The organism is gamma proteobacterium symbiont of Axiagastus rosmarus, from assembly GCF_059730925.1.
The window spans coordinates 3,605,199-3,619,120 of sequence record NZ_AP035925.1; the positions used below are offsets into that span (position 1 = coordinate 3,605,199).

8 protein-coding genes are annotated in these 13,922 nt (G+C 57.9%); 6 read left to right on the forward strand and 2 right to left on the reverse strand.

All coding sequences use genetic code 11. From position 1 onward, the window contains the following. Positions 1 to 37: 37 nt before the first annotated feature. Genes ptsN through npr form a run of 3 tightly spaced genes read left to right on the forward strand, consistent with a single transcriptional unit; the run spans position 38 to position 1,696 of the window. The gene (ptsN, locus tag AC6I8F_RS17110) at positions 38 to 520 is read left to right on the forward strand and encodes a PTS IIA-like nitrogen regulatory protein PtsN (RefSeq protein ID WP_031279741.1); all 483 of its coding nucleotides are present in this window, start codon (positions 38 to 40) and stop codon (positions 518 to 520) included. Between the two features lie 52 nt (positions 521 to 572). Further along, positions 573 to 1,427: an RNase adapter RapZ gene (rapZ, locus tag AC6I8F_RS17115; protein WP_021507744.1), complete on the forward strand. Its 855-nt coding sequence runs from the start codon at positions 573 to 575 to the stop codon at positions 1,425 to 1,427. Continuing rightward, a complete protein-coding gene (gene npr, locus AC6I8F_RS17120; protein ID WP_058759594.1) occupies positions 1,424 to 1,696 on the forward strand; it encodes a PTS phosphocarrier protein NPr in 273 nt (90 codons plus the stop codon). Before rapZ ends, npr begins: the two co-directional genes overlap by 4 nt. A 5-nt stretch (positions 1,697 to 1,701) precedes the next feature. On the opposite strand, the gene mtgA is transcribed toward npr, so the two are convergent. Then, positions 1,702 to 2,424: a monofunctional biosynthetic peptidoglycan transglycosylase gene (gene mtgA / locus AC6I8F_RS17125; protein WP_031279742.1), complete on the reverse strand. Its 723-nt coding sequence runs from the start codon at positions 2,422 to 2,424 to the stop codon at positions 1,702 to 1,704. 306 nt (positions 2,425 to 2,730) lie between these two features. On the opposite strand from mtgA, the gene AC6I8F_RS17130 reads away from it, so the two are divergent. Beyond that, on the forward strand, positions 2,731 to 3,075 hold the full coding sequence (locus tag AC6I8F_RS17130; protein ID WP_498028270.1) for a hypothetical protein: 345 nt from the start codon (positions 2,731 to 2,733) through the stop codon (positions 3,073 to 3,075). 247 nt (positions 3,076 to 3,322) lie between these two features. On the opposite strand, the gene arcB is transcribed toward AC6I8F_RS17130, so the two are convergent. Then, entirely contained in the window at positions 3,323 to 5,656 is a 2,334-nt protein-coding gene (arcB, locus tag AC6I8F_RS17135) for an aerobic respiration two-component sensor histidine kinase ArcB (protein ID WP_480310122.1), read from the reverse strand. Between the two features lie 884 nt (positions 5,657 to 6,540). Here arcB and AC6I8F_RS17140 point away from each other — a divergent pair. Together AC6I8F_RS17140 and AC6I8F_RS17145 are read left to right on the forward strand one after the other, a co-directional pair. Further along, positions 6,541 to 12,072, forward strand: coding sequence for a glutamate synthase-related protein (locus tag AC6I8F_RS17140; RefSeq protein WP_498028271.1), 5,532 nt, complete (start codon positions 6,541 to 6,543; stop codon positions 12,070 to 12,072). 53 nt (positions 12,073 to 12,125) lie between these two features. Continuing rightward, entirely contained in the window at positions 12,126 to 13,880 is a 1,755-nt protein-coding gene (locus tag AC6I8F_RS17145) for a sulfite reductase subunit alpha (RefSeq protein WP_058770697.1), read from the forward strand. Positions 13,881 to 13,922: the final 42 nt, after the last annotated feature.

Consider the following 13,922-nt stretch of genomic DNA (forward strand, 5'->3'; position numbering starts at 1 on the left):
TGCCTTACGGCTATGTGAACACGCAAGTGAAACGATGATGAACAACGATCTGACACTGGAATTGAGCGCGGTCCTTTCGCTGGACTGCACCCGCAGCGGCGTACACTGCCAGAGTAAAAAGCGCGCGCTGGAAATTATCAGCGAGCTGGCCGCTAAGCAGCTCAATCTGCCGCACCAGACGCTTTTTGAAGCCATCCTGACCCGTGAACGCATGGGCAGTACCGGCATTGGCAACGGCATCGCCATCCCGCACGGCAAGCTGGAGGAGGATACGCTGCGCGCCGTTGGCGTGTTTATCAGCCTCGACCAGCCTATCGCCTTTGACGCCGTCGACAACCAGCCGGTTGACCTGCTGTTTGCCCTGCTGGTGCCCGCAGACCAGTGCAAAACCCATCTGCACACCCTGTCGCTGGTGGCGAAACGCCTGGCGGATAAAACCGTCTGCCGCCGTTTGCGCGCGGCACAGAGCGATGAAGAGCTCTACGCCATCATTACAGAAGCTCAGGAAGATCACGCTTAAGCGACAGACACTTTTACCGGCCTGCGTGCCGGTTTAACACGGGAGAAATGTGATGGTGCTGATGATCGTTAGCGGTCGGTCAGGCTCAGGAAAATCAGTCGCGCTGCGCGCCCTTGAGGATATGGGCTTCTACTGTGTCGATAACCTGCCGGTGGTGCTGCTGCCGGAGCTGGCGAACACCTTAACCGAGCGCAATATCTCAGCGGCGGTCAGCATTGACGTGCGCAACATGCCGGAATCACCGGAGGTGTTTGAGCAGGCACTGAACAATCTGCCGGAAGCGTTCTCGCCACAGCTGCTGTTTCTGGACGCCGATCGCAATACGCTGATCCGCCGCTACAGCGACACGCGCCGCCTGCATCCGCTCTCCAGCAAAAATCTGTCGCTGGAAAGCGCCATTGATGAGGAGAACGATCTGCTGGAGCCGCTGCGCTCGCGTGCCGATCTGATCATCGATACCTCAGAGATGTCGGTGCATGAGCTGGCAGAAATGCTGCGCACGCGCCTGCTGGGCAAGCGTGAGCGTGAACTCACCATGGTGTTTGAATCCTTCGGCTTCAAGCACGGCATCCCGATCGACGCCGATTACGTGTTTGACGTGCGGTTCCTGCCTAACCCGCACTGGGATCCGAAGCTGCGTCCGATGACCGGGCTCGATCGTCCGGTGGCGGCCTTCCTCGATCGCCACACCGAAGTGCATAACTTTATCTACCAGACGCGCAGCTATCTCGAGCTGTGGCTGCCGATGCTGGAAACCAATAACCGCAGCTATCTGACTGTGGCGATTGGCTGTACCGGCGGTAAGCACCGTTCGGTCTACATTGCCGAACAGCTGGCAGACTATTTCCGTTCGCGCGGTAAAAATGTGCAGTCCCGTCATCGCACCCTGGAAAAACGCAAATCATGACCGTGAAGCAAACCGTTGAGATTCGAAATAAGCTGGGTATGCATGCGCGCCCGGCGATGAAGCTGTTTGAGCTGGTGCAGAGTTTTGATGCGGAAGTGCTGCTGCGTAACGAGGCCGGTACCGAAGCCGAAGCCAGCAGCGTGATTGCGCTACTGATGCTCGACTCCGCTAAAGGCGGTCATATCGAAATCGAGGCCAGTGGCCCGCAGGAAACCCAGGCGCTGGCCGCGGTCATTGAGCTGTTTGAAGCCGGTTTTGACGAAGATTAACCGCGTCAGTGCAGCTGGTAACGGTTGAGAAAGCCCTCGCCGCCCAGCTGGCGCATCTGGCGCATAATCCACTGCTGGCGCTGACGAATGTAGCCGGACGGTGCATCCGCGCGGAAGCGAATCGGATTCGGCAGCACCGCCGCCAGCAAAGCGGCTTCCGCCATGCTCAGCCGACTGGCAGGCTTGTGGAAATAGCGCTGCGATGCCTCTTCCACGCCAAACACCCCGTTCCCGAATTCCGCAATATTCAGGTACACCGTCAGAATGCGGCGTTTGGTCCATACTGTTTCCAGCCCCACCGTCAGCCCGGCCTCCAGCCCTTTGCGCACCCAACTGCGGCCATCCCACAAGAACAGATTCTTCGCCGTCTGCTGAGACAGCGTTGATGCGCCGCGCATCCGTTCGCTGCCGTCATTGTCCAGCACCTGCTGAATGGCATGCACGTCAAAGCCCCAGTGCTCGGGGAATTTCTGATCTTCCGAGGCGATCACCGCCAGCGCCATCCACGGTGAAATCTCATCCATTCCCACCCAGTCTGAATGGGCGACATAATCGAAGCGTCCGCTGAACCACGCGCCAAGCTGCCGCTCCACCATTACCGCCGAAAACGGCACCGGCAAAAATGCGAACAGCACAATGCCGGCCAGCCACAGACCCAGCCATGCCAGAAGCACCCTGCCAGCCAGCCGCTTCAGGCGCTGGACCATCTTCCCTTTACTCTTACTCATGCAATCGTCTCTTACCGGTTCCCTGGATTAATCAATTACTCAGGTCATGATTTCAAATAGCGGTGATGCAAGCCGGAATTTTATCTCTGCAGCATCGCGACCACCAGCCAAACTCATTGCGCGGGCAACCATCGTTCCTCTATTAGAGCCAGTCGCATCAAGCACTTCCGGCAAAAAGGAATCGGTTCCATGCAGAAAAATCGCGCAGCGCGCACAGGCATAAATACTTAACCGATTGTGATACCGCTCACGTTAAACCTTTCACGATGTTTAACTATCATCTTTAGTAGTCAGTGAAGATGTTCATTGACAACCGAGACCATTCTGAAAAACACGGCGCAAATAGCGACAATTACGCTTCAGGCCAGGGCGCAACATGTAAAACGTTTTATCGCCCATCCGGTTTACGCTAACCGTTCAATGCCCGAACTGGAACTTTCAGCCGGGGGTTTCCAAAACGTTTTGGATAACCGCCAAAAAATCTGGTTATTCATTATTAGAATCAATAACATGAGCATAAAAAAGACCGTTGCGCTGCGCTTTTTGCCGTTTCCCTTCGCCGCACAGCGCTTTCCGCACCGCGACTGTGGGAAAACCAGGCAAAAAACCGAACATTTGCTCAAAAATAGTGCAATACGCCAAAGAAATTGATTCCTTGCTTGACTGTGTCAGCAAATTAATGTTTTCTGTATTTAAACGCTGCTCAACATCACACAATTTAATGAATCTTGTCACAAGCTGTGGCGAATTTGCTAAGGTGATTTTGAAGCGTTAACCAATACCACGCTGTTGCTTTTGTATTCGATTTCTAATAATAGCAGCAGCGCCCATTTCCCTGGTGTTGGCGCAGTATTCGCGCACCCCGGTTTCGACTGGGGTCATTTTTTTCTGGCCCGCGCTATTTTTCCCGCTCCGCAACCCAGTTCCGTAATACTTCAACGTCGTGCCGCCACTCGTGCTTCAGCTCGTCAACCCACTCCTGCACGTTATCCCACCAGGCCGGCAATTCCGGTGACTGAATCTGTTTCGCCAGCTTCTGCAGATGCAGCAGGCCGACGGAGCCCGCCGCGCCTTTGATCTTGTGCCCCTCTTCGGCGATGCCCTTCTGGTCACGCGCCATCATGTTGGAGTCCAGCACCTCAAGATAACCCGGCATCATCTGCTCGAACATCGTCAGGCTTTGGGTGATCAGCCCCGGACCAACCAGCTCGATATACTGCTCCAGCATGTCGACATCCAGCAGCGTGCGTGACTGTTCCGCGTCGGCGTCACTCACCACCGCTTCGGCTTCGGCCTGGTAATCCCAGAATTTCTTGATCATCGCGGTCAGCGCCGGCACCGCCAGCGGTTTGCTCAGCACATCGTCCATGCCGGCATCGAGATACTCTTTTTTATCCTTCAGCACGTTGGCAGTCAGCGCGACCAGCGGCGGCAGCGTCACGCCGGCATGCTGCTGATGAATGGCGCGCGACACATCGAGGCCGGTCATGTCCGGCAGCTGGATATCCAGCAGCACCAGGTCGAACTCCTGCGGATCGAACATCGCCAGCGCCTCACCGCCGGTCATCGCCACCTCCACGCTGCAACCCAGCTTCTCCAGTACTGAGCGCGCCACAATCACGTTGAGCTCGATATCTTCTACCAGCAGCACATGCAGCGCCGGCAACGGCATGTTGTCGTCCTGATCCTCATCTTCCACTTCATCCGCCACGCGCGGCGCGTGAATTTCCACGGTAAAGCACGAGCCCTGACCCGGTGCGCTGCTGACGGTAATATCGCCGCCCATCGCCTGCGCCAGCCGGCGTGACACCGCCAGGCCAATCCCGGTGCCGGTGGCCGGTTTACCGCCGTGCTGATCTTTCACCTGGTAATACATGGCGAAGATTTTGTCCTGCTCTTCCTGCGGAATGCCCATCCCGGAGTCCTGCACCTCAAAGTGCAGCGTTTCGTCCTGGCGATAGGCGACGCGCACCACGATTTCGCCCTGCCGGGTAAACTTCACCGCATTGCCAATCAGGTTCCACAGAATCTGGCGCAGGCGCGTGCCGTCGGCGGAGATCTTGTGCGGCAGCGGCAATTCCGGTGCCATGACGAACTTCAGCCCTTTCGGCTGCGCCAGCAGGCCGGAGAGGTTTTCCAGGTCGGCGAGGAAGCCGGTGAAATCCAGCGGCTGGTTATCCAGCTGCACTTTGCGCCGCTCAATCTTGTCGACTTCAATCACATCATTAAAGATGTTACCGAGGGTGATGGCCGAGACGTGAATGGTTTTCAGGTACTTCAGCTGCTCCTGATTGAGATCGGTATCCAGCAGGATGCGGCTCAACCCGACGATGCCGTTAAGCGGCGTACGCAGCTCGTGGCTGATGGTGGAGATAAAGGTGGTCTTTTCACGGCTGGCGTTCTCCAGCGCGTCCTGATAGCGCTTACGCTCGGTAATATCGCGTCCGAAGCCCATCAGGCCGCTGCGTTTACCGACGCGGTCGTAATACGGCACTTTGCGGATTTCAAAGCAGGCTTTGCGCCCGTCCGGATACTGCAGCCACTGTTCATAGGTGAGCGACACATTGTGGCGAAACACCTTCTCATCGGTCTCCAGCACTTTGGTGGCGGCATCTTCGTCATAAATGTCGCGCGGCGTCAGGCCAATTAGCTGCTTCTCACTCAGCCCGGTGAGCAGTTCCATGGCGCGGTTACAGCCGGAGAACTGTTTGTCGATGTTGCGATAGAACACCAGGTCGGGCGAGGCATCGAGGAACGAACGCAGGAAGGAAGATTGCTGCTCCAGTTCAATCTGCGCCTGTTCACGCCGCGTCATCTCTTCGCGCAGCTTATCCATCACCTGTTCGCGCGCCTGCTCTGCTTTAATACGGTCGCTGATTTCCTGGTTCAGCTGGCTGATGGTCTCTTTCATCTGCTGATTCAGTTCAAGGTCGCGCGTGCGCATCTCCTCCAGCTTGTCCACCAGCTTCGACAGCCGCTGGCGCGACTCCTCCAGCTGATCGACCACCACGGATAGAAAGTAGACCGCCCACGGGGTAATCAGCAGGCCAAAAAACACCGAACGCACCACGTCGATACTTTCAACGTGGCCACGCAGCACCATGGTGACCGCCATCTGCACCACCATTGCCAGCACCACCAGCGCCGAAGCCAGCAGCAGCGAAAACCGCACCAGCCCGAGCTTGACCATTAAATCCACGTAGTACTGTGCTAAAAGACGAATCTGTTTCATTACGCGCTCCCTGAACGAATCTGGCTCATCATAGCGTAATTATCCGCGCGCTGCGCCGCCGCACGCGCCGTGCGGACTGACTTTACGCCCTGTTATGGTGCAGCAGCGCGGCGTTTCGCCGACGTTCGCGGCTTTATGCCTAAAGCGCTTGACTAATTCTGCTAACTGAATAATCTGGAGGGCCGCGCTTTTGCGGGTCCCGGTGCCGCGTGCCCGGCGCATCCGCTTTCTGCAGCCATCCCTCCTGATGGTTGCCTTCCGTTATTGCATATCCATTCAGCTTAAGTGCTGTTTTAATCACACCCTGGTTAATTAATTTTACTAATGGCAACCGCGTTTTGATTCAAATGTTCCGCCATAAGAAAAACAGATACATGCTGTGCACGAAACGGTCCAAACAGAATTTTGTGCTGGCATCCCCACATTCAACAGCATGGTCTGGAAATATGAGGCCGATCACACAGTGAGACGGCTCACACTTCATAAGGGAATCAGAAAGGTCAGATTGACATATATTTACGTAAAAAAAACATAATAATCATAAAGTTAAATCGCAAAAAGGCTGATTAACCGTAATAAAGCTGGCTATTTGACCTGAGTTCGCTTTCCCGATAAGTTGGAATTCCGCTGGATGCTTTCCAGTCGGGACTGTGTCTCGGCATATCTATGCAGCAAGAAGACTCCCTCTGGATGCAAGTTATCTCCCTTAGAGACCGGATTTTATGGACAGCCAATCAAGGACGTGAATCAGTGCCTTGATTGTCGTTGTCCGGTGTTGCGACGTCCGCGTAAAAGCGCGCGAAAACAAATTGATACAGCACGCAGCAGCGCTCTGTGCCTGAAATAATGCAGGTAATGTCTAAAGCAGTTTAAGGAGACCCTCAATGTCCACTCAACAACCTAACCCCTGGGGTTTGTATGATCCATCAGCAGGAAGCGACAGCTGTGGTGTAGGTTTCATTACCCGCAAGGACGGCGAGCAGACCCATGAAATCCTGCAGATGGCGCACAGCGCCCTGTGCACGGTACCGCACCGTGGCGGGATGTCTGCAGAGGGTGTGGGCGATGGCGCGGGCGTTAACGTTGACCTCTCCCTGAACTTCTTCCGTAAGCTGACCGGTCAGGCGCTGGAAGCGGGCCGCTTTGGCGTGGGCAACTTCTTTGTGCCAAAAGATGCGGCGCTGCGCGCGAACGCAGAGCGTCTGGTTGAAGAGACGCTGGCCGCTTACAACTTCCCGGTGCTGCTGAAGCGTGATATGCCGCTGGACAACAGCGTCACGCGCCCGGCCGCACAGCAGTTCCAGCTGCCGATCGTGCAGTGGGTGTTTGCCGCACCGCAGGACGTTACCGAGCAGAGCGACTTCGAGCGCCACATTTACCGTGCGCTGCTGGACATCGAAGCACGCGCTTTTACCGAAAGCGAATTCGGCGGCCTTTATCCGCTGTCGCTGTCGTCGCGCACTCAGGTGTTCAAAGCCCGCCTGAACTCCAACGAAGTGATTCCCTACTTCAAAGATCTGACCGATCCCGATCATCAGGTGCGCGGACTGTTTTTCCATACCCGCTTCTCCACCAATACCGATCCGCATACCACGATGGCGCAGCCGTTCCGCCTGATGGCGCACAACGGTGAGCTGAACACGGACCGTAAAAACCGCATCGCGGAAGCGGCACTGATGCTGGCGCGCGGCAAAAAGATCGTGCGGCCAAAAGGCCAGTCTGACAGTTCGCGTCTCGATCAGAGCATCCACAGCCGTCTGATGGAAGATAACCTCGATCTGATCAACGCCGTGGTTTCAATGATGCCGCCGGCGTGGGAAAACGACACCTCGCTGTCAGCTGAAGTGCGCGCCATGCTGGAATACTTCTCGCTGTATGAAGAGAAGAACGACGGCCCCGCCGCGCTGATCTTCGGTAACGGCGAAGTGATTGGCGCACGGCTGGACCGTCTTGGTCTGCGTCCGCTGCGCTCCGTCGAAACCGCTGAGTACATCGGTGCGATGTCAGAAGCCGGCCAGATCGCCTTCCCACCGGAGAGCGTGCTGCGCCGTGGCCGTATCGAAGCTGGCGGCATGCTCTATTACGATCACAAAGAGAAACGCTCTTACACCACCGTGCAGGCGCTGGAAAAGCTGGCGGCAGAAAAAGATTATCTCTCCCTGGTGCAGGCGGCACGCGTTGAACTGCAGCAGCTGCCGGAAGTGCCGGCAGAGAAACTCGGCTCACCGCTGCGCTATCGCGGCGACCTGAAAACCTATCAGCGCTTTGTGGCTTACTACTACAACCAGGAAAGCTTCAAATTCATGATGGACCCGATGCTGCAAACCGGCGCTGAGAAGATCTCCGCGATGGGTTACGGCAACGCCATCAATGGCCTGTCCGATCATGAAGGCGGCATGGCGCACTACTTCTCGCAGCGCTTTGCACAGGTCACCAACCCGCCGCTCGACTCCATCCGTGAAGCGGACGGCATGACGCTGCGCGTGGCGCTCGGCGCCAAACCGCACCTCGGCCGCAGTAAAGGCCAGCAGATCATCGTGCCAAGCCCAATCCTGACGCACCTGGACATGCTGCGTCTGCGCGAGCAGAAAGTGGCGCCGTATGCGCGCTTCGAGATGCTGTATGAGCCAGTCATCGGTAAAGACATCGTCAGCCGCGCCGCCAACGCCAAAGCGCTGGAAAACGCTATCGATAACCTGGCGCAGCAGGTGGTGGATTTTGCCCGTCAGCAGGGCGGCATCGCGGTGATTACCGATCGCCATATCTCTTCAACTCATGCTGCCATTCCGATGCTGCTGATGGTGTCGGCCATCAACCAGCGTCTGGTGCAGGAAGGCCTGCGTCTGGATGTGTCACTGGTGGTCGAGAGCGGCCAGAGCATCTCCTCACACCATATCGCCGCCACGCTCGGCTTCGGCGCCTCTGCCGTGTATCCGCTGGGCGTACAGATGCGTGCAGAAGAGAAGTTTGGCGAAGGTGAAGAAGGCAACAAAGCGTTCAAACGCTATGCCAAAGCGGCAGAAAAAGCGCTGATGAAAACCATGGGCAAAGTGGGCCTGTGTACCGTTGAGAGCTACAGCTGCGGTGAGTTCTTCGAGCCGAACTTCCTCGATACCGAAGATCCGGTGCTGAAGAAATATTTCCCGAATATCAAAACCCCGGTGGGCGGCGCGGGCTTCCCGGCCATCGCGCAGATGGCGGTGGACTGGCACCAGAGCGCACTGAAAATTCAGGGCGAAGCCGAAGTGCCACTGCTGGGTCTGTTCAAAGAACGTTCTGAGGGTGCGGGCCACTCGTATGGCACCATCGCGGTACGTACCTTTATTGATATGACAGAGCAGCCGATTCGTTTCGCCGACAAAGCGCGCGAAGAGGACAACTTTATCCGTCTGATGACGCTGGCCAGGCTGGACAACGCGTTCAGCATCAAAGCCGAGTCGTTTAAAGACAGCAGCTTCGAGCGCATCCCGAATGCGGTGATCGACAGCTTTGCTATCACGCCGGATTACCGTCAGTTCTCCAGCCTGATGCACGCTGAGCGTAAGCGTCGTCCGGCGGCACTGCGTGACATCCTCGCGCTGCCGTGCGATCTGACCCACGTGGACAGCGAAGCCGAATTTGGCCGCAAGCTGGGCCGCTACTCGCTGGTCAACAACGGCTTCGCCATTCGCGGCCTGCGCTGCGAAGCGGTGAACGGCAGCCTCAACCAGTTTGAGCTGCGTCTGATTGATGCTATTGCCGGCCTGAAGCCGGAGAGCGAGCGTCTGGCCGCGCTGTCACGCGCGCTGAAAACCCGCTTTAACGATGAGATCGAAAGCAGCAGCATCACTGAAGGCGTGTTGTACATTACCGCTTACGGTCAGGCAGCAGACTATCTGGCAAAAATCTTTACCGCGCTGCCCTCGCTGCCGCTGGAAGAGATCCAGCCGGCGCACGAAATCACCCGTACCTTCGCCTCAGGCGCCATGAGCCACGGCGCGCTGGTCGCGCCGGCGCACGAAGCGGTAGCGCACGGCACCAATATGGTGGGCGGAATGAGTAACTGTGGTGAAGGTGGCGAACACTATTCACGCCACGGCACCATTCGCGCATCGCGCATCAAACAGCTGGCGTCCGGTCGTTTCGGCGTGTGGGCGGCTTATCTGGCCGACCCGATGCTGGAAGAGCTGGAGATCAAAATTGGCCAGGGCGCTAAACCGGGCGAAGGCGGTCAGCTGCCGGCACCGAAAGTGACGGTGGAGATTGCGGCCGCGCGTGGCGGTACGCCGGGCGTTGAGCTGGTATCACCGCCGCCGCATCACGATACTTATTCTATCGAGGATTTGGCGCAGCTGATCCACGACTGTAAAGCGGCGCGCGTACGCGTTATCGTCAAACTGGTGTCGTCTGAAGGCATCGGTACTATCGCAGTCGGCGTGGCAAAAGCCGGCGCAGACGTCATCAACGTCGCCGGTAACACCGGCGGCACCGGCGCGGCGTCGGTCACCAGCCTGAAATACACCGGGCGCGTGGCGGAAATCGGTATCGCCGAAGTACACCAGGCGCTGTGCGCTAACGGGCTGCGTGACAAAGTGCAGCTGCGCTGTTCCGGCGCACAGCAGACCGGCAGCGACGTGATTAAATCGGCCCTGCTCGGCGGCGACAGCTTCGAGTTTGGCACCACCGCGCTGATGATGCTGAAATGCGTGATGGCGAAAAACTGTAACGTCAAATGCCCGGCTGGCCTCACCACTAACGCTGAAGCCTTCGATGGCGATCCGCGTCAGCTGGCGCAGTACTTCATCAACGTGGCGCAGGAAGTGCGTGAGTTCCTCGCACGCCTCGGTCTGCGTTCGCTGCGTGAAGCACGCGGCCGCTCTGACCTGCTGCACCTGATGGATCATCCGCTGGAAGTGGGCAAACTCGATCTGCGCGCCATGCTGACCGTGGTGCCGGAGCAGAAGATTGCTCAACCGGTGTATCTGGAAAAAGATTTCGAGCTGGACGATGGCTGGGTAGAAGAGCTGAAAGCGCAGCTGGTTGATGCCGCCCGCCGCGAGATTACGCTGGGTAACGGCGTGACGCTGAACAACCGTAACAAGAGCGTTGGCGGTCAGCTGGCGATCGATATTGAGCGCATGCTGAACCACGAGCTGTCGGCGCAGCAGCTGGCCGCACTGCCAGCGGTACTGCAGGATGACCGTGGCCGGAAATATCTGGCACCGCGCACAGTGCAGATTGATACCCGCGGATCAGCCGGTCAGTCATTTGGCGCGTTCTGCAACGACGGCATGCAGATGAAGCATTACGGCACCTGTAACGATGGCGTCGGTAAAGGTCAGTGTGGCGGCGAACTGGTGGTGATGTCACCGGGCGGCGGCGCACAGGACAGCGACGGCAACGTGCTGATTGGTAACTTTGCGCTGTTCGGCGCGACCGGCGGTCGTCTGTTTGTTCAGGGCCAGGCCGGTGACCGTTTCGCCGTGCGTAACTCAGGCGCCACCGCGGTGGTGGAAGGCGTCGGCGACTTCTGCTGTGAATACATGACCAACGGCGCGATTCTTAACCTCGGCACCTTTGGTAAAGGTTTCGGTAACGGCATGAGCGGCGGCTTCGCCTATCAGTACGATCCGTACCGTTCCCTGGCCGCGCACGCCGCCGGTGATTCGGTGCTGTTCGGCTCCATCGCTGACGAAGACGAAATGGCGCAGGTGCACAAGCAGGCAGTGCTGACCATGCTGCACTGGCACCTCGAAGCCACCCAGTCGCCGCGCGCGGCGTGGCTGCTGGAGAACTGGGAAACCGAGTGTCAGCACTTCGTTTACGTCATGCCGCGCTCGCTGCTGCTGTATCAGGACGGCGGCGAAATCCTGAAAGCGAAAACGCGTAAGGATTTGCTGGAAGAGCTGTCCACGTCGCTGGCCGCGCATCAGGTTGCCAAGTTCAAATCAGCCTGGCGTGCGGGCAAAACCATCGCCGACGGTGCGGTACCGGCCTACGGCGCGACCGATACGCAGGAGATGTTTGTTCTGCTGAATAATTACACCGTTCTGAGCTTCGCGCAGCAGCTGGCGCTGGGCAAACTGCCGAAAGGCACAGCGGTGGAAGATGCGGCAGTCGAGAAAGCGGTTCGCAACCTGCTGATGACCGAAGATTTCGCGCTGGTCAGCAAGCTGCAGCGTCATGCCCGTGCGGCCATTGAGAACTACAGCGATGATGAGCTGGCAAGCCTGATCGCCGCCAAGCGTATGTCGGATTACAAAGCCGCGCTGACGCAGCGCAACATTCGCTCCATGGACAGCCTGGCAACCTATGGCTGGATCATTTATCAGGACGCCTGCAACCGTGAGGTGCTGGGCCATCTGCCTGATTTTGAAGGGCTGTTTGCACGCGCCGCACTGCCAGAGATTGCCGCCGCGGTCGGGAAACTCTCCTGATTGCGCTGCGAAAGAAGATTGATGACGATAAAACGGTTTGAGTACTGATATCCATGAAGATTCCTTACATTCCTGAAGACGCGCCGTTTAACGGCGAACAGAAATACTGGCTGGCGGGGTTTCTCGCCGGTCTCCACTCGCGCCTGCTGGTATTAGAAGACAAGCAGACCGCACCGGCAGCGGGCGCCAGTGCCACCACCCAGCTGCATATTCTGTTTGGCTCCCAGACCGGTAACGCCGAAGCGCTGGCGCAGACCGCAGCCAAAGCGGCGCGCGCTAAAGGCCTGGTGCCGGTAGTGCAGGCGCTGGGTGAAGTGGATCTGGATGTGTTCGCCACCATGCGTCATGTACTGATCGTCACCTCCACCTACGGCGAAGGCGAAATGCCAGACAACGCACAGCTGTTCTGGCAGGCCATCTCAGCCAGCACCGCGCCGCGTCTGGAGCAGATGCACTTTGCCGTGCTGGCAATCGGCGATACCGGCTACGACGGTTTCTGCCAGGCCGGTAAGTTCATTGATATGCGCCTGGAGCAGTTGGGGGCGAAACGCGTAGTGGATCGCATCGACTGCGACATCGATTACGAAGAGCCTTCCAGCGAGTGGATTGGCAGTGCCATGCCACAGTTTGCCGCCAGCGCGGGCAGCAGCGGCACGGTGCTGGAGAGCGCGCCGGAAGCGCCGGTGATCCCGGGCAGCAACAAGCAAAACCCATACGCGGCGGCGCTGGTGACCAATAAGCGTCTGTCCGGCGAGCAGTCCGCCAAAGATATCCGTCACTTCGAATTTGACCTGAGCGACAGCGGCCTGAAATACGAAGCCGGTGATGCGCTGGGCGTGATCCCGGTGAACGATGCCGGGCTGGTGAGCCTGCTGCTGAGCGAGCTGAAAGCCGACTACGAAACCCCAGTGCCGGGCTTTGACCGTAACCTCGGCGATCTGCTGACCTATCAGTTCGAGATTTCTGAGCCGTCGCGCAAGCTGATTGAGTGGGTCGGACAGCACACCACCAACCAGGAGCTGCTGCACGTCCTGCAGCACGACGATAAAGATACGCTGGCCAACTGGCTGTGGGGCAAAGATACGCTGGATCTGCTGCAGCTCGAGCTGAAGCGTAATCTGTCGGTGCCGGAGCTGGTGGCGATGCTGCGTCCGCTGCAGCACCGTGCTTACTCCATTTCGTCCAGCTCGAAGGCGCACCCTAACCAGGTGCATCTGACCATCGCTTCCGTGCGCTATCACAGCGGTGGCCGCGAGCGTAAAGGCGTGTGCTCAACCTATCTGGCTGAACGCGTGCGTCGCGGAGAGAAGCCGGCGATCTTTATTTCGCCGAACAAAGCGTTCCGCGTGCCGGCGAATAATAACGCCCCGCTGATCATGGTCGGTCCGGGTACCGGCATCGCGCCGTTCCGCGCCTTCCTGCAGGAGCGCCAGGCGACCGGTGCTGAAGGTAAAAACTGGCTGTTCTTCGGCGACCAGCATCAGGAACATGATTACATTTACGCGGATGAGCTGGCGGGCTGGCAGCAGAGCGGTCTGCTGACGCATCTCGACCTGGCCTTCTCCCGCGATCAGGAAGAGAAGATTTACGTGCAGAACCGCATGCTGGAGAAAGGCGCTGAGCTGTACGCCTGGCTGCAGGAAGGCGCCTACTTCTACGTCTGTGGCGATGCCTCACGCATGGCGAAGGATGTCGATGCCGCGCTGTATGAAGTGGTGCGTCAGTTCGGTGGTCTTTCCAGCGAGCGTGCCGCAGCCTATATCGATCAGCTGAAGAAAGATAAGCGTTATCTGCGCGACGTTTATTAAGATCGGTACAAAGGGAGCGCTGCGCTCCCTTTGGTCTGCCGC

Excerpts from the sequence above, each read along its gene's own strand:
- ptsN (WP_031279741.1), top strand. The coding sequence starts at position 38 with ATGAACAACGATCTGACACTGGAATTGAGCGCGGTCCTTTCGCTGGAC.
- arcB (WP_480310122.1), bottom strand. The coding sequence starts at position 5,656 with ATGAAACAGATTCGTCTTTTAGCACAGTACTACGTGGATTTAATGGTC.
- AC6I8F_RS17145 (WP_058770697.1), top strand. The coding sequence starts at position 12,126 with ATGAAGATTCCTTACATTCCTGAAGACGCGCCGTTTAACGGCGAACAG.
- npr (WP_058759594.1), top strand. The coding sequence starts at position 1,424 with ATGACCGTGAAGCAAACCGTTGAGATTCGAAATAAGCTGGGTATGCAT.
- mtgA (WP_031279742.1), bottom strand. The coding sequence starts at position 2,424 with ATGAGTAAGAGTAAAGGGAAGATGGTCCAGCGCCTGAAGCGGCTGGCT.
- rapZ (WP_021507744.1), top strand. The coding sequence starts at position 573 with ATGGTGCTGATGATCGTTAGCGGTCGGTCAGGCTCAGGAAAATCAGTC.
- AC6I8F_RS17140 (WP_498028271.1), top strand. The coding sequence starts at position 6,541 with ATGTCCACTCAACAACCTAACCCCTGGGGTTTGTATGATCCATCAGCA.